Source organism: Kitasatospora sp. CM 4170 (assembly GCF_032110285.1).
GTDB lineage: Bacteria > Actinomycetota > Actinomycetes > Streptomycetales > Streptomycetaceae > Kitasatospora > Kitasatospora aburaviensis.
In genome coordinates this window covers 5,839,767-5,855,630 of the sequence record NZ_CP134877.1, presented here as the reverse complement: position 1 = coordinate 5,855,630, position 15,864 = coordinate 5,839,767, and the positions used below count along the sequence as shown (strand labels likewise).

The following is a 15,864-nucleotide window of genomic DNA, read 5'->3' as shown; positions in this document are numbered from 1 at the left end:
CAAGCCCGCCCGCTGGCGGGATCCCGCCAGCGGGCAAACCCCGCGAACCGGGCACCCGACCCACCCGAACCACCCGTACCGGCGACTGGCGAGACCTGGCCAATACCGGCCGCCGCCCTGTCCTTTCCCGCACCGAACTTGTCATGCTTCTGACCAAGCCCCGTTCGACGGCCGTCACCCCCACCCACCGACGGGCCGTCAAGGACCGCACGGGAGCAGCACGTCAGCGCCCTACCGCCCCACGGCGCCAACCCCGGCACCCCGGTATGCGGCGCGACCGCGCACACGCGGTTTCCCGGAAGGAACCCCGTACGTGAAGCGAAAGCTGACAGCCGGAGCCGTACTCTCCGCCACCGCCCTGCTGGCCGGCGCCATCCAGGTCGCCGCCGCCCCCGCCCAGGCCGCCGCCCCCTCGCCCGTCCAGCAGCGCGAGGCGCTGATCGCCCTGGCCGGCGGCGAGGCCGCCCCGGTGGCGCGGGCGCTCGCGCTCGGTGGCCAGGAGAAGCTGGTGGTCAAGGACGCGGTGCTGGACACCAACGGCGACCGGCACCTGCGGTACGAGCGGACCCTGGGCGGCCTGCCGGTGCTCGGCGGCGACCTGGTGGTGCACCAGAAGGCCAACGGCACGATCACCTCGGTGGACCGGGCCTACGAGGGCCGGCTCGCGCTGGCGAGCCTCACCCCGGCGCTGTCGGCCGACAAGGCCTCCGCGCAGGCGCTCGGCGCGGTCCGCGCCACCGTCGGCATCGCCCCCGACGCGGACGAGGCGGCGATCAGCCGGGTCGACGGCGCCGGCGCGGCGCAGCTGGTGGTCTGGGCCGCCGACGGCAACCCGCGGCTCGCCTACCAGACCGTGGTCCACGGGCAGCGGGCCGACGGCACCCCGAGCAGCCAGCGACTGGTCACCGACGCCGCCACCGGGGCCCTGCTCTCCAGCCACGAGGAGTTCCAGACCGCGACCGGCAGCGGCAAGGGCGTCCACGTCGGTTCGGTCACGCTGACCACCACCCAGAGCGGCTCGACCTACCAGCTCAAGGACGCCTCCCGGGGCAACCAGTGGACCGGCAACGCGGCCAGCGGCAACGCCCTGTACACCGACGCGGACAACGTCTGGGGCAACGGCCTGGCCTCCAACACCCAGTCCGCCGCCGTGGACGCCCAGTTCGGCGCGGCGGCCACCTGGGACTACTACAAGAACACCTTCGGCCGTAGCGGCATCAAGAACAACGGCGTCGGCGCGAGCAGCCGGGTGCACTACGGCAACGCCTACGTGAACGCGTTCTGGAACGACTCGTGCTTCTGCATGACGTACGGCGACGGCACCGGCAACGCCAACCCGCTGACCGCGATCGACGTGGCCGGCCACGAGATGACCCACGGCGTCACCTCCGCCACCGCCGGGCTGGTCTACTCCGGGGAGTCCGGCGGCCTCAACGAGGCCACCTCGGACATCTTCGGCACGATGGTCGAGTGGTACGCCAACCTGCCGGGCGACGTGCCGGACTACCTGATCGGCGAGAAGATCAACATCTTCGGCAACGGCAAGCCGCTGCGCTACATGGACCAGCCCTCCAAGGACGGCAAGTCCAAGGACGCCTGGTACTCCGGGGTCGGCAACATCGACGTCCACTACTCCTCGGGCGTGGCCAACCACTTCTTCTACCTGCTGGCCGAGGGCAGCGGCGCCAAGACCATCAACGGGGTCAGCTACAACAGCCCGACCTCCAACGGCTCCACCGTCACGGGCATCGGCCGGAACAAGGCCGCCGCGATCTGGTACCGGGCGCTGACCACCTACTTCACCTCGACCACCAACTACAAGGCCGCCCGCACGGCGACCCTGAAGGCGGCGTCGGACCTCTACGGCGGCACCAACAGCACCGAGTACAAGGCGGTCGCCGCGGCCTGGAGCGCGGTGAGCGTCAACTAGTGCGGCGATGAGGCCGGGGCCCGGCGACGGACGCCCCGACCGCCTCCGAAACGGCAGCAGGCTGCCGGGGCCACTGGGAGAGGGGCCCCGGCAGCCTGTCTGCTCGCCGGCGGGAGGGTCAGGCGGCGGCGGGCTCGCGCACCGGCGCGAGCTCGCCGCGCTCCTCCTTCTTCAGGGTGCGCTCGGCGAAGAAGCCGCCGGTGGGCAGCACCGAGAGGACGAACAGCAGGATGCCGCGCTTGGCGTCCCACTTCTGCGTCTGCCACGCCATGATCCAGAAGACCACGTACAGGATGAACAGGATCCCGTGGACCATGCCCATCACCGGCACCGCGTCGAAGCTGGTGGTGCGCTTGAGCACCGAGCAGACCAGGAGCAGGAGGAAGGAGAGGCCCTCGGGGCCGGAGACCAGGCGCAGGCGGTGGACGGCGCTGCTGTTCACGATGGGTACCTCGTATGGGGGGTCGGAGATCGCTTGTGAACCGGCGCACAAGCATCCCCGCCATTATCACCGAGCACACGTCCGGGCCTGCGGCCGGGGTCCGCCCCCGACCCGTCGCCCGCCCCGGACCGGCCGCCCGACCGGCCGCCCTCCCCGACCGGCCGCCCCGACCGGGACCGCCCCATTTGTCGCAGGCCGGTACCAGAACGCCGACGCCCCCTCCCCGGGCCGGGCCGGGGCCCGCTACATTTCGCCCGTGGCACAGTTTCGACTCCAAGGGTCCAAGACGCTCGCCGTCGACATGACGGGCGACGGCGTCAAAGCCAGAAACGGCTCGATGGTCGCTTACACCGGCCAGATGAGCTTCAAGAAGCTCACCGGCGGCGGCGACGGCCTGCGCGGCATGGTGACCCGGCGCCTGACCGGCGAACAGATGGTCGTCATGGAGGTGAAGGGGCAGGGCACCTGCTACTTCGCCGACCGGGCGACCGAGATCAACCTGGTCAGGCTGAACGGCGAGACGCTCTACGTCGAGTCGGACAACCTGCTCTGCACCGAGGGCACGCTGAAGACCGGCACCACCTTCACCGGGCTCAACGGCATCTCCTCCGGCAACGGCCTCTTCACCACCAAGGTGGAGGGCCACGGCTGGGCCGCCGTCACCTCCAAGGGGCCGGCCATCATCCTGCGGGTCACCCAGGGCATGCCCCTGCGGGTCGACCCGGGGGCGTACGTGGCGCACACCGGCAACCTGAGCCGCAGCCTGAAGTCGGGCGCCGGCTGGTCCACCTTCATCGGCGAGGGCGGCGGCGAGGCCGTCCAGGTGGAGTTCACCGGCGAGGGCCTGGTGTACGTGCAGCCGTCCGAGAAGCTGACCGTCGGGGGCGACGTCTGATGCCGTTCACCAGGATCAACAACAAGATGATCGAGGCCCGGGTCGTCCCCGGGCAGCGGCTGTTCAGCCAGCGCGGCGCGATGCTCGCGTACACCGGCGAGGTGCGGTTCACCCCGAACATCACCGGCGGGCAGGGCGGGGTCATGTCGATGATCGGCCGCCGGGTGGCCAACGAGGACACCCCGCTGATGACGGTCGAGGGCCAGGGCAGCGTGATGTTCGGCCACGGCGGCCACCACGTCCACGTGATCGACCTGAACGGCGACACCCTGTACGTCGAGGCGGACCGGCTGCTGGCCTTCGAGGGCACGCTGCAGCAGTCCACCATGTTCATGGGCTCGCAGGGCGGCGTGATGGGCATGGTCCGCGGCCAGGTGACCGGCCAGGGCCTGTTCACCACCAAGCTGGAGGGCCACGGCGCGGTCGCGGTGATGGCGCACGGCGGCGTCTTCGAGCTGCCGATCACCCCGCACCAGCCGGTGCACGTCGACCCCCAGGCCTACGTCGCCCACCGCGGCCAGGTCCAGAACAAGCTGTCCACCGCGCTGGGTTGGCGCGACATGATCGGCCGCGGCTCCGGCGAGGCGTTCCAGCTGGAGCTGTCCGGCAACGGCACGGTGTTCGTGCAGGCGAGCGAGGAGAAGCTCTGATGTCCTACCCGCCGCAGCCCCCGTACGGACAGCCGCACGACCCGTACGGCCAGCCGTCGCCGTACGGCCAGCCCTCGCCGTACAACCAGCCCACCCAGCCGGGCTTCCCGGCCGCCCCGCCGCCGCCCGGCTACGGCCCGCCGCCCGGCCAGGGGTACCCGCCCCCGCCGCCGCAGGGCTACCCTGCCCAGCCGCCGCAGCAGTACGCCCAGGAGCAGTACGGCGGCGCCCAGGCCCCGCTGCCCAAGGCGCAGGACGGCTCGGGCCCGGTGGTGCACGACGTGCACAGCCTGCCGGCCAACGACAACGTCAACCCGTACGCCTTCTCGGTCGACCTGAACGGCTCGTACTTCCTGCAGAAGGGCAAGATGATCGCCTACTACGGCGACATCTCCTTCAAGGGCGTGGGCGCCGGCGCGATCGACCGGATGCTCGGCATGCACTTCAACTCGCCGATGCACGCGGCGGACTGGGTGGTCGCCGAGGGCCGGGGCAAGCTGCTGCTCGCCGACCGCGCCTTCGACCTCAACTCCTACGACCTGGAGGACGGCAACCTCACCGTCCGTTCGGGCAACCTGCTGGCCTTCGAGCCGACGCTGAAGCTCAAGCAGTCGATCATCCCCGGGTTCCTCACCCTGATCGGCACCGGCAAGTTCGTCGCCGCCTCCAACGGCCCGGTGCACTTCGTCGAGCCGCCGATCCGGGTGGACCCGCAGGCCCTGGTCGGCTGGGCGGACTGCCCGGCGCCCTGCCACCACTACGACCACGACTACATGCACGGGGTGATCGGCGGCATCCGCCGGCTCACCGGACTGGGCGGCGCCTCCGGCGAGGAGCACCAGTTCGAGTTCATCGGCGCCGGCCAGGTGCTGCTGCAGTCGACCGAGGTGCTGATGGCCGAGCGCGCGGTCGGCCAGGTGCACGCCGAGGCGGGCGTGCCGATGGGCGGGGTGCCCCCGCAGCACGCTTCGGGCCACGGCAGCCAGCTGCCCAACGTCAACGTCCCCGGGCTCGGTAACCTGGGCGATCTCGGGCGGCGCTTCGGCCTGTAAACTCGTACAAGATTGAACTAAATGCGGTATGCTGGGCGCATGGATACGCACACCATCGACGCCGCGGACGTCTCCCCCTCGGAACCCGAGGAGGAGACTCCCTGGCTGACCGCCAGGGAGCAGCGGATGTGGCGCGCCCATCTGGAGGTCGCCAAGCTGCTGGACTACCAGCTCGGCCGCGAGCTCCAGCCGCACAACCTGGCGATCAACGACTACGAGATCCTGGTCGTGCTCTCCGAGGCGCCCGAGCGGCGGATGCGGATGACGGACCTGGCCACCGCGACCCTGCAGTCCAAGAGCCGGCTCTCGCACCAGATCACCCGGATGGAAACGGCCGGGCTGGTGCTGCGGCAGGAGTGCCCGGGCGACCGGCGCGGCCTGTACGCCCACCTCACCGAGCACGGCTGGGCGACCATGCAGCGGGTCGCACCCGATCACGTGCGCAGCGTCCGCGCGCACTTCATCGACCGGTTCACGCCCGAGCAGCTGGACGCGATGTACGAGGCGCTGGCCCCGGTCGCCGAGCACCTGCGCGGGCTGCGCGGTCGCGCCTGAGCGGCCGCCCCGGCGCGAAACGCCCGCGATGGACGAGGCGCCGGCCCCGGCCACCGAGCCCCGACGCCGGAGGGCCGGCTCCCACCACGGGAGCCGGCCCTCCGGCGTACTGCCGTCCCGGGGTCAGCCCCGGGTGAGCCCGGCGACCAGCTCGTCGGCCGCGCGGTACGGGTCCAGCTCGCCGGCCACCACCCGCTCGGCCAGGTTGGCCAGGTGGCGGTCGCCGTGCAGGTCGCCGATCCGGGCCCGCAGCGCGGCCAGGGCGATCGCCTCGACCTCGTCGGCGGCCCGGCGGCGCCGGCGCGTGGCCAGCTCGCCGTGCTCCTCCAGCCAGGCGCGGTGCTTCTCCAGCGCCTCGACCACCTCGTCCAGGCCCTCGCCGCGGGCGGCGACGGTCTTCACGATCGGCGGGCGCCAGTCCCCCGCGTCGCGGGCCTCGCCGAGGCCGAGCATGTGGTTCAGCTCCCGGGCGGTGGCGTCGGCGCCGTCCCGGTCGGCCTTGTTCACCACGAAGACGTCGCCGATCTCCAGGATCCCGGCCTTGGCGGCCTGGATCCCGTCCCCCATGCCGGGGGCCAGCAGCACCACGGTGGTGTCCGCCTGGGCGGCGATCTCCACCTCGGACTGACCGACGCCGACGGTCTCGACCAGGATCACGTCGCAGCCCGCCCCGTCCAGTACCCGCAGCGCCTGCGGGGCCGCCCAGGAGAGGCCGCCGAGGTGGCCGCGGGTGGCCATCGAGCGGATGAAGACCTCGGGGTCGGTGGCGTGGTCCTGCATCCGGACCCGGTCGCCGAGCAGCGCGCCGCCGGAGAACGGCGAGGAGGGGTCGACGGCCAGCACGCCGACCCGCTTGCCGAGCCGCCGGTACGCGGAGACCAGGGCGGAGGTGGAGGTCGACTTGCCCACGCCCGGCGAGCCGGTCAGGCCGACGGTGTAGGCGCGGCCGGTGTACGGCGCGAGCGCCGCCATCACCTCGCGCAGTTCGGGGGCGGCGTTCTCGACCAGCGAGATCAGCCGGGCCACGGCGCGCGGACGGCCCTGTCGGGCCTGCTCGACCAGCGTCGCGACATCGATCATCAGCAGCTCCTACCGCCAAAGGGCTGCGGACCGCTTGTGGCGGTCCGCAGCCCGAGAAGTGAGTCGACCCGTCAGGCCTTCGGGACCCGGACGATCAGCGCGTCGCCCTGGCCACCGCCGCCGCACAGCGCGGCCGCGCCGACGCCGCCGCCGCGGCGCTGCAGCTCCAGCGCCAGGTGCAGCACCACGCGGGCGCCGGACATGCCGATCGGGTGGCCGAGCGCGATCGCGCCGCCGTTGACGTTGACGATGTCCGCGGAGACGCCGAGGTCCTTCATGGACTGGTGGGCGACGGCCGCGAAGGCCTCGTTGATCTCGATCAGGTCGAGGTCGCCGACCTCCAGGCCCTCCTTGGCCAGCGCGTGCTTGATCGCGTTGGACGGCTGCGACTGCAGCGAGTTGTCCGGGCCGGCCACGTTGCCGTGGGCGCCGATCTCGGCGATCCAGGTCAGGCCCAGCTCCTCGGCCTTGGCCTTGCTCATCACGACCACGGCGGCGGCGCCGTCGGAGATCTGCGAGGAGGTGCCGGCGGTGATCGTGCCGTCCTTGGCGAAGGCCGGGCGCAGCTTGCCCAGGCCCTCGACGGTGGTGTCCGCGCGGATGCCCTCGTCCTGACTGAAGACGACCGGCTCGCCCTTGCGCTGCGGGATCTCGACGGGGACGATCTCGGCCTCGAAGAGGCCGTTCTGCTGCGCCTTGGCGGCCCGCTGGTGCGAGGCGGCGGCGATCTCGTCCTGCACGTCGCGCGGGATGCCGAGGCGGGCGTTGTGCTTCTCGGTCGACTCGCCCATCGGGATGTTCTCGTAGGCGTCGGTCAGGCCGTCGTAGGCCATCGCGTCGAGCATCTCGATCGCGCCGTACTTGAAGCCCTCGCGGGACTTCGGCAGCAGGTGCGGCGCGTTGGTCATCGACTCCTGGCCGCCGGCCACCACGATGTCGAACTCGCCGGCGCGGATCAGCTGGTCGGCGAGCGCGATGGCGTCCAGGCCGGAGAGGCAGACCTTGTTGATGCTGAGCGCCGGGACGTTCATCGGGATGCCGGCCTTGACGGCGGCCTGGCGGGCCGGGATCTGGCCGGCACCGGCCTGCAGCACCTGGCCCATGATCACGTACTGGACCTGGTCGCCCGAGACGCCGGCCCGCTCCAGGGCACCCTTGATCGCGACGGCGCCGAGCTCGGCGCCGGAGAAGCCCTTGAGCGAGCCGAGCAGGCGACCCATCGGGGTCCGCGCACCGGCAACGATCACAGAGGTGGTGTTGGTCATGGGACGGGCCCCTTCGCACGTCGTGGCCAGGTGAGGATGCGCTCAATGTACTGACCTGTAACCCGCCCGTCACCGGACCGACGGTGTGATCGAGCGCACTGGCACTGTCCAGTCAACACCGTGTCAAGCCGATCCGGGTGAACCCCGCCGTGCGGCCGGCCGTGTGAGCAGGCTCGCACCTCCATCACTGGCGCGGACAGGTCGCATGCGCTGCACTGTTGGCGTCCCGTCGCCCGCCCAGAACCGGAGGCCATCGTGCTGACCCGCATCGACCACATCGGCATCGCCTGCCGCGACCTCGACAAGACCGTCGAGTTCTACCGCGCCACCTACGGCTTCGAGGTCTTCCACAGCGAGGTCAACGAGGAGCAGGGGGTGCGCGAGGCCATGCTCAAGATCAACGACACCGGCGACGGCGGCGCCTCCTACCTCCAGCTGCTGGAGCCCACCCGGCCCGACTCCACCGTCGCCAAGTGGCTGGAGAAGAACGGCGAGGGCGTCCACCACATCGCCTTCGGCACCGCCGACGTCGACGGCGACGCCGAGGCGATCCGCGGCAAGGGCGTCCGGGTCCTCTACGACGAGCCCCGGATCGGCTCGATGGGCTCGCGGATCACGTTCCTGCACCCCAAGGACTGCGGCGGCGTGCTGACCGAGCTGGTCACCTCGGCCGAACCGGGCGCGCACGAGGCCCACTGAGCCGCCCGGCGGGTGCCGCTCCCGGGCGGCACCCGCCGGTGACCCGTCAGTAATGTCGGCCAATGCCCGGAAAACTCCCACGCGGCCATTCCCCGGCCGAACACTCCCACTACAATGCCCAGGTGCGCGAAGGCTCCGGGGGACGGAGACGTCGGGCACGGCCGATGACAGGCCTGTCCGCCCTCCGGTGGTCGGCCCGTCGCAGGGGAGTCCATTACGCGGGCACGGCTGAACAGTCGCAGTTCGGATCTGTCACCATTCTCCACAAGGCAAGAGTTCGCCCAGGAGTCCACTCGGACGGGGGAACGCGGCACGACCGCGCTCCGTCGCCCGCCAGGACTCCGACAACCGCGGCGGACGCCCCTGCGAGGGGTCGTCCACCGGCTGCGGATGCAAGGACCAGTCGGACCGGGGCCCCGGACAAACGGGTGCCCGGGAACGGCCGGGTCGAGGACGCGACCAGGAGATGGATGGGACCGCGGAGTGCGGGGCTACGACCGCTACGAGGTTGATGATCACCTCTCCCAGTTCGAGGCCGAGATGGATCGGACTCGAAAGGAGCGGGACAAGACCGCCGAGCATGCCGAGGACCTCGCCTACCAGGTGGAGGTGCTCCGGGCCAAGCTGCACGAGTCCCGCCGCATGCTCGCCCAGCCGCGTGCCTTCGACGCCGTCTCCGGCCAGGCCGAGCAGATGCTCCGCACCGCCGAGATGCAGGCGCAGCAGCTGCGCGCCGACGCCGAGCGTCAGCTGCGCGACTCCCAGGCCGCCACCCAGCGGATCATGGCGGAGGCCGCCGAGCGCACCGCCCGGCTGGAGGCCGAGCTGGCCGCCCGCCGCCGCCAGCTGGAGGACGAGCTCACCGAGCTGCGGCGCAGCGCCGAGCAGCACGTCAAGGAGAACGTCAGCTGGGCCGAACAGACCCGGGCCGGCCACGAGCAGGAGGCCCAGCGCCTGCTCCAGGAGGCCCGCGGCGAGGCCGACCGGTTGATGGCCGCGGCCCGCGCCGAGGCCGCCGCCCTGGCCGACCAGGCCCGCGCGCAGACCGCCGCCGACGTCGACGCCGCCCGCGGTGAGGCCCAGGCCGCCGCCGAGGCCGCCCTCCAGCGCGCCCAGACCGACGCCGAGCGGCTGCTGCGCGCCGCCTCCGAGCAGGCCCAGCAGGCCGGCGCCCAGGCCGCCGCCGACGTCGACGCCGCCCGTGGCGCGGCCCAGCAGCAGCTGGCCGCCGCCCGCGGTGAGGCCCAGCAGCAGCTCGCCGCCGCCCACGCCGCCGCCGAGCACCAGCTCGCCGCCGCGCAGGCCGAGATCGGCCGGCTCAAGGAGGCCGCCGCCGCCGAGCAGCAGCGCGCCCAGGAAGCCCTCGGCCACGCCCAGGCCGAGATAGAGCGGCTGCGCGCCGAGGCGATCGCCGAGGCCGAGCGGACCAGGCGGGAGGCCGCCGAGCTGCGCGCCCAGGCCGAGGCCGCCGCCGAGCAGCTGCAGGCCGACGCCGAGGCCGCCGCCGTGCGCAAGGTCGCGGACGGCGAGGCCGCCAGCGAGCAGCGCTCGCAGACCGCCCGGGCCGAGGTGGCCCGGATGGTCGCCCAGGCCACCAAGGAGGCCGAGGCCATCAAGGCCGAGGCCGCCACCAAGCAGGCCGAGGCCGACGCCGCCAAGGCCGCCGCCGCCGAGGAGGGCGAGCGGCTGCGCGCCACCGCCGAGTCGGTGGCCGGGGAGCTGCGTACCGAGGCCGAGGCCGCGATCGCCGAGATGCGGGCCCAGGCCGAGCGCGACGTCGCCGAGCTGCGGGCGCAGGCCGAGGCCGCCGCCGAGCGGCTGCGCAGCGAGGCCGAGGAGGCCGGCCGCGCGGCCGGCGCCAAGGACGCCACCGTCCACCTCGCCAAGGCCGCCAGGACCGCCGAGGAGGTGCTCGGCCGGGCCGACCAGGACGCCGCGACCACCCGGGCCGAGGCCGCCGCGGAGGCCGAGCGGATCCGGGCCGAGGCCGCCGCCGAGGCCGAGCGGCTGCGCGAGCAGGCGCGGGCCGCCGTCGAGCAGGCGCAGAACGCCGCCCTCGACGACGCCGCGGCCGTCCGCGAGCGCATCCAGGAGATGCAGGACGAGGCCGCCCGGCTGCGGGCCGAGGCGGAGGAGCTGCGCGCCCAGGCCGCCGCCGAGGCCGACCGGACCCGGGGCGAGGCCCGCCGTCAGGCCGTCGTCCAGATCGAGGAGTCGGCGAAGAGCGCCGAGGAGCTGCTCACCAAGGCCAAGACCGACGCGGACGAGCTGCGCGCCGGCGCGGCCGCCGAGATCGAGCGGCAGCGCGCCCAGGCCCAGGAGCAGGCCGCCGAGACCCAGGGGCGCGCCGAGCAGACCCTGGAGCGGGCCCGCGCCGAGGCCGCCAAGACCGTCGCCGCCGCCGAGCAGCAGGGCCAGGACGCGCTCGCCGCCGCCAAGGCCGCGGCCGCCGAGAACCGCGCCGCCGCCGAGCGGGAGACCGCCGAACTGCGCCGCGAGGCAACCGAGTTCGACCAGCGGGTGCGGGCCGAGGCGGGCGCCGCGGCGGAGGCGCTGCGGACCGACGCCCAGGCCGAGGCCACCGCCGTCCGGGACGCCGCGATCGCCGACGCCGAGCGGCTGCGCACCGAGGCCGACACCGAGGCGGCCCGCCTCCGGGGCGAGGCCGAAGCGGCCGCCGAGGCCCTGCGCGAGGAGAGCCGACGCGAGCGCGAGGAGGCCGCCGCCGGGCTGCTCCGCGAGCGCGAGGAGACCGCCGAGCAGCTGGCCGCCGCCCGGACCGCCCGCGAGCAGTCCGAGCAGGCCGCCGCCGAGCTGACCGAGCGCACCACGGCCGACACCGCGGCCCGGCGCGAGAGCGCCGAGGCGTACGCCGACCGGGTCCGCACCGAGGCCGAGCGGACCGCCGCCGAGCTCTCCGAGCAGACCGCCGCCGAGACCTCCCGGCTGCGCACCGAGGCCGAGGAGGCGCTGGAGAGCGCCCGGGCCACCGCCGAGCAGCGGCTGGCCGAGGCCGAGGAGACCGCCGGAACGCTGCGCGAGCGTGCCGAGGCCGACCTCGCGCTGGCCGCCGAACAGGCCGAGACGGTCCGCGCCGAGGCCGGCCGGGAGTTGTCCCAGGCCCGCGCCACCGCCGACTCCCTCCGCGCCGAGGCCGAGGCCGAGCTCGACCGGGCCCGCGCCGAGGGCGAGGAGCTGGTCGAGGCCGGCAAGGCCGAGGCCGCCCGCCTGGTCGCCGTCGCCGAGGACGAGGCCGCCGAGGTCCGTCAGTCGGTGGCCGGCATGCACGAGGCCGCCTCGCAGCAGATCGCCGAACTCCGGGCCACCGCGGAGGCGGAGGCCGCCGAGACCCGCCGCGAGGCCGAACAGGCCGCCGGCGAGTTGCGCGACACCGCCGAGCGGGAGAGCGCGGAGCTGCGCGAGCTGGCCGAGCGTGAGACCACCGAGCTGCGCGAGCGGACCGACCGCGCCGTGGCCGAGCTGCGCGACACCGCCGAGCGCGAGACCGCCGAGCTGCGGGCCCTGGCCGACCGCGAGACCGCCGAGCAGCGCGCCGAGGCCGAGCGCGAGACGGACGACCTGCGGGCCCGGACCGCCGCCGAGACGACCGCCCTGCGCGAGCAGACCGAGCAGGAGCTGACCGCCGAACGCGAGGCCGCCGAGGCCGAGCTGGCCCACCGGCGCGCCGAGGCGCAGGCCTACGACGAGCGGCTGCGCACCGAGGCCGAGGCCGAGCTGCAGGCCGCCCAGGAGGCCGCCGAGCAGCACCGCGCCGAGGCCGGGGAGCAGGCCGCCCGGACGGTCGCCGCCGGCGAGGAGCGGGCCGCCGCCACGGTCGCCGAGGCCGAGGAGTTCGCCGCCACGCTGCGCGGCGAGGCCGAGGAGTACGCACTCGCCACCCGCACCCTCGCGGACGAGTACGACTCGGCCACCCGCGCCCGTGCCGACGCCTACGACGCCGACACCCGCGAGGCCGCCGAGCAGTTCGACAAGGCCACCCGTGAGCACGCCAAGTCCGTGCTGGAGAAGGCCTTCGCCGACGCCGAGGCGCTGGGCGAGGACGCCCAGACCACCGCGCTGGCGACCACCGCCGCCGCCGAGGAGCAGGCCGACGCGATGGTCGCGGCCGCCCGTAAGGAGGCCGACCGGCTGGTCGCCGCCGGCGAGGCCGCCGGGCAGGCCGAGGTCGAGAAGGGCCGGTCCGACGCCGACGCGCTGCTCTCCGAGGCCCGCCGGGACGCCACCGCGATCCGCGAGCGCGCCGAGGAGCTGCGCGAGCGCACCGACGCCGAGGTGGAGGCCCTGCACGAGCGCGCCCGCAAGGAGAACGCGCAGGCCATGAAGTCGGCCGGCGAGCGGGTGGACGCGCTGGTGACGGCCGCCCAGGACCAGCTGACCGAGGCCGAGGAGCAGGCGGTGGCCACCGTCGCCGAGGCCGAGGAGCGGGCGGCGGCGCTGGTCGCGGCCGCCGAGGACCGCGCCAACGAGCTGACCTCGGAGGCGTCCGCCGAGGCCAGCAAGGTCCGGATCTCCGCGGTCCGCAAGGCGGAGAGCCTGCTGAAGGAGGCCGAGACCAAGCTCGCCGACTCGACCGACCGCGCCGAGGCCCTGATCGTCAAGGCCGAGGCCAAGCTCAAGTCGGCGCAGGACGAGGCCGAGGAGAAGCTGGAGTCCGCGTCGACCGAGGCCGAGAAGCGGCTGCGCACCGCCGACGAGGCCGCGGACGAGCAGATCGAGCTGGCGAAGGCCGAGGCGGAGCGCGTGCTCTCCGAGGCGCGGGCCGAGGCGAAGCGGGTCACCGACGAGGGCCGCCGCGAGCTGGACGAACTGGTGCGCCGTCGGAAGGACATCAACACCGAGATCTCCAGGGTGCAGGACGTCCTGTCCGCCCTGGAGGCATTCGAGGCACCGTCACCGGTCGCCCAGGCCAACGGGGGAAGCAGCGGCAGGAAGGACGGGGGTGCCAAGGCGGGTGCCGGAGTTGGCGCCCCCCGGTCGGGTGGCAATCGCTCCAAGAGCGCACCACCCGATTGAGCGGACATTGTCCGCGAGACAACGGCATTTCGCCGTCGACACTCCGGTACCGTGTCAGGATTCCCTCAACCACCTCAGCGGTTTGACGACAGGAAGCCCAGAACCCCATGAGCGACAGTCACTCCCCTCACGGCTTCGACCTGGTGCGCCGTGGGTACGAGCGTGCCCAGGTCGACGAGCGGATCACCAAGCTGGTGGCCGACCGTGACAGTGCGCTGACCCGGATCAGCGCGCTGGAGAAGCGCATCGAGGAGCTCCACCTGGAGACCCAGACCGCCCAGGCGGCGGTCGCCGAGCAGGAGCCGTCGTACGCCGGTCTCGGTGCCCGGGTCGAGAAGATCCTGCGTCTCGCCGAGGAGGAGGCCAAGGACCTGCGCGACGAGGCGCACCGCGCCTCCGAGCAGCACCGCGAGCTCGCCGAGGCCGCTGCGCAGCAGGTCCGCACCGAGGCCGAGAACTACGCCAAGGACCGCAAGGCCAAGGCCGAGGACGAGGGCCTGCGGATCGTCGACAAGGCCAAGAGCGACGCCGCCCAGCTGCGTGCCGAGGCCAACAAGGACGCGCAGAACAAGCGCGAGGAGGCGGACGCCCTCTTCGAGGAGACCCGCACCAAGGCCGCCCAGGCCGCGCTGGAGTTCGAGACCAACCTGGCCAAGCGCCGGGAGCAGTCCGAGCGCGACCTGGCCGCCCGTCAGGCCAAGGCCGAGAAGCGCCTCGCCGAGATCGAGCACCGGGCCGAGCAGCTGCGCCTGGAGGCCGAGAAGCTGCGCACCGACGCCGAGCGCCGGGCCCGCCAGACCGTCGAGACGGCCCAGCGCCAGTCCGAGGACATCGTGGCCGACGCCAACGCCAAGGCTGACCGGATCCGCAGCGAATCCGAGCGCGAGCTGGCGGCGCTCACCAACCGCCGCGACAGCATCAACGCCCAGCTGACCAACGTCCGCGAGATGCTGGCGACGCTGACCGGCGCGGCCGTGGCCGCCGCCTCGCTGCCGAACGACGACACCATGGGCGTGCCCGCCCAGCAGTCGCGCTGACGCTCCGGCCGAACGGGCCCCCACCCCTCCCGGGGCGGGGGCCCGTTCCGCTGTCCGCTGCCGGCCGGCAGCCGCGCCTCAGCGCGGGTAGGCCCCGTCCGGCCGCTGGTGGCCGCAGCTGAGCTGGTTGCCGTCGTCGTCCGAGACGGTGCCGAACCACGAGGTGCACCAGACCGACACCGAGTCCGGCCAGTACTGCACCTCGAAGGGGTGCCCCGAGCCGTAGTCCCCGTACGAGGTGACGATGAACGTCTCCCCCGGGCGGAGCCAGTAGTCCTCGCCGAGCGGCTCCAGGGTCAGCTCGACCAGGCTCTCCCCGCGGTTGGTGACGGGCATCCGGCCGGTGACCTCCAGTGCCGAGAAGTCCCAGGCACCCGGCTCCCCGGCGGGCTCGTTCGTCCCGTCGCCCCGCTCCCCGCTGCGCCCGCTCATCCCGCCACCCGCTCCAGCAGTCGGCACACGGCGGCGTTGAACTCCTCGGGCGCCTCCAGCGCGCTCAGGTGGCCCACGCCGGGGATGACGGTCAGCTCGGCGGCCGGCAGCGCCCGGACCATCAGATCGGCCTCGGAGAGCGGCACCAGGCCGTCCTGCTCCCCCGCCACCACCGCGGTCGGCACCCGGAGACCGGCCAGCACGTCCAGGGCCTCCAGCCGGGCCGCCATCGCCCGCTGCGCCCAGGCGACCGCGGCCGGCGCCGCCCCGGCGACCATCTTCTGCACCCGCTCGACCAGGTGGCCGGAGTCCGGGCCGAGCTGGTTCGCCGCCGTCTTCTCGTCCAGCAGCAGCTGGACGCTGTCGCGGGCCAGCACCGCGGCGGCGATCCGCTCCCGGTTGGCACGGACCGCCTCGGCGTCGGCGGTGGCCCTGGTGTTGGCCAGCAGCAGGCCGGCCAGCCGGTCCGGGTGGCGGCGGGCGAAGGCCAGCGCGACGTACCCGCCCATCGAGAGGCCGCCGACCACGGCCCGCTCGATCCCGGCCGCGTCCAGCAGCAGGGCGACGTCGTCGGCGACCGCGTCCAGCGAGGGCTCGCCGGTGCCCAGCTCGGTGCCGCCGAAGCCGCGCTGGTCGGGGGCGAGCACCCGGGCCCGGTGGCCGGTCGGTCCGGGCAGGGCGTCCAGTTGGGCGGACCACATCGATGCGTCGAGCGGGAAGGCGTGCAGCAGCACGAGGGGTGTTCCGGAACCGCTCTCGCGGACGGACACTGCGGAGGGGAGCTGGGTCATGG

Annotated in this window: 13 protein-coding genes; 8 read left to right on the top strand and 5 right to left on the bottom strand. The window is 73.8% G+C overall.

All coding sequences use genetic code 11. From position 1 onward, the window contains the following. Positions 1 to 313: 313 nt before the first annotated feature. Positions 314 to 1,930, top strand: coding sequence for a M4 family metallopeptidase (locus RMN57_RS25085; protein ID WP_313765574.1), 1,617 nt, complete (start codon positions 314 to 316; stop codon positions 1,928 to 1,930). Positions 1,931 to 2,048: 118 nt separating this feature from the next. Here the strand turns inward: RMN57_RS25085 and RMN57_RS25080 are convergent, their stop codons facing one another. Further along, a complete protein-coding gene (locus tag RMN57_RS25080; protein ID WP_313767956.1) occupies positions 2,049 to 2,375 on the bottom strand; it encodes a DUF3817 domain-containing protein in 327 nt (108 codons plus the stop codon). Between the two features lie 253 nt (positions 2,376 to 2,628). Here RMN57_RS25080 and RMN57_RS25075 point away from each other — a divergent pair, with 253 nt between their 5' ends. From RMN57_RS25075 to RMN57_RS25060, 4 genes are all read left to right on the top strand, one after another. Further along, entirely contained in the window at positions 2,629 to 3,267 is a 639-nt protein-coding gene (locus tag RMN57_RS25075; protein ID WP_313765573.1) for an AIM24 family protein, read from the top strand. Further along, on the top strand, positions 3,267 to 3,917 hold the full coding sequence (locus RMN57_RS25070) for an AIM24 family protein (RefSeq protein ID WP_238865193.1): 651 nt from the start codon (positions 3,267 to 3,269) through the stop codon (positions 3,915 to 3,917). The genes RMN57_RS25075 and RMN57_RS25070 overlap by 1 nt, the downstream gene beginning before the upstream one ends. A 239-nt stretch (positions 3,918 to 4,156) precedes the next feature. Further along, a complete protein-coding gene (locus RMN57_RS25065; RefSeq protein ID WP_313767955.1) occupies positions 4,157 to 4,969 on the top strand; it encodes an AIM24 family protein in 813 nt (270 codons plus the stop codon). A gap of 39 nt (positions 4,970 to 5,008) precedes the next feature. Then, a complete protein-coding gene (locus RMN57_RS25060; protein ID WP_313765572.1) occupies positions 5,009 to 5,524 on the top strand; it encodes a MarR family transcriptional regulator in 516 nt (171 codons plus the stop codon). A 123-nt stretch (positions 5,525 to 5,647) separates the two neighbouring features. On the opposite strand, the gene meaB is transcribed toward RMN57_RS25060, so the two are convergent. Then, positions 5,648 to 6,604 carry a methylmalonyl Co-A mutase-associated GTPase MeaB gene (meaB, locus tag RMN57_RS25055; RefSeq protein ID WP_313765571.1) on the bottom strand — a complete coding sequence of 319 codons (957 nt, stop codon included), beginning with the start codon at positions 6,602 to 6,604 and terminating at the stop codon, positions 5,648 to 5,650. 71 nt (positions 6,605 to 6,675) lie between these two features. Then, on the bottom strand, positions 6,676 to 7,869 hold the full coding sequence (locus RMN57_RS25050) for an acetyl-CoA C-acetyltransferase (RefSeq protein ID WP_313765570.1): 1,194 nt from the start codon (positions 7,867 to 7,869) through the stop codon (positions 6,676 to 6,678). A 255-nt stretch (positions 7,870 to 8,124) separates the two neighbouring features. On the opposite strand from RMN57_RS25050, the gene mce reads away from it, so the two are divergent. The 3 genes from mce to RMN57_RS25035 all read left to right on the top strand — a co-directional run bounded on the left by mce (position 8,125) and on the right by RMN57_RS25035 (position 14,639). Further along, entirely contained in the window at positions 8,125 to 8,568 is a 444-nt protein-coding gene (gene mce, locus RMN57_RS25045; RefSeq protein ID WP_313765569.1) for a methylmalonyl-CoA epimerase, read from the top strand. A 483-nt stretch (positions 8,569 to 9,051) separates the two neighbouring features. Next, entirely contained in the window at positions 9,052 to 13,602 is a 4,551-nt protein-coding gene (locus RMN57_RS25040) for a hypothetical protein (RefSeq protein ID WP_313765568.1), read from the top strand. A 107-nt stretch (positions 13,603 to 13,709) separates the two neighbouring features. Then, positions 13,710 to 14,639: a cellulose-binding protein gene (locus tag RMN57_RS25035; RefSeq protein ID WP_313765567.1), complete on the top strand. Its 930-nt coding sequence runs from the start codon at positions 13,710 to 13,712 to the stop codon at positions 14,637 to 14,639. Positions 14,640 to 14,717: 78 nt separating this feature from the next. Here RMN57_RS25035 and RMN57_RS25030 read toward each other — a convergent pair whose 3' ends face one another. Further along, the gene (locus RMN57_RS25030; RefSeq protein ID WP_313765566.1) at positions 14,718 to 15,071 is read right to left on the bottom strand and encodes a hypothetical protein; all 354 of its coding nucleotides are present in this window, start codon (positions 15,069 to 15,071) and stop codon (positions 14,718 to 14,720) included. Then, entirely contained in the window at positions 15,068 to 15,862 is a 795-nt protein-coding gene (locus RMN57_RS25025) for an alpha/beta hydrolase (RefSeq protein ID WP_313765565.1), read from the bottom strand. The genes RMN57_RS25030 and RMN57_RS25025 overlap by 4 nt, the downstream gene beginning before the upstream one ends. Positions 15,863 to 15,864 lie beyond the last annotated feature (2 nt).

Excerpts from the sequence above, each read along its gene's own strand:
- RMN57_RS25035 (WP_313765567.1), top strand. The coding sequence starts at position 13,710 with ATGAGCGACAGTCACTCCCCTCACGGCTTCGACCTGGTGCGCCGTGGG.
- RMN57_RS25025 (WP_313765565.1), bottom strand. The coding sequence starts at position 15,862 with ATGACCCAGCTCCCCTCCGCAGTGTCCGTCCGCGAGAGCGGTTCCGGA.
- RMN57_RS25050 (WP_313765570.1), bottom strand. The coding sequence starts at position 7,869 with ATGACCAACACCACCTCTGTGATCGTTGCCGGTGCGCGGACCCCGATG.
- RMN57_RS25030 (WP_313765566.1), bottom strand. The coding sequence starts at position 15,071 with ATGAGCGGGCGCAGCGGGGAGCGGGGCGACGGGACGAACGAGCCCGCC.
- meaB (WP_313765571.1), bottom strand. The coding sequence starts at position 6,604 with ATGATCGATGTCGCGACGCTGGTCGAGCAGGCCCGACAGGGCCGTCCG.
- RMN57_RS25070 (WP_238865193.1), top strand. The coding sequence starts at position 3,267 with ATGCCGTTCACCAGGATCAACAACAAGATGATCGAGGCCCGGGTCGTC.
- RMN57_RS25060 (WP_313765572.1), top strand. The coding sequence starts at position 5,009 with ATGGATACGCACACCATCGACGCCGCGGACGTCTCCCCCTCGGAACCC.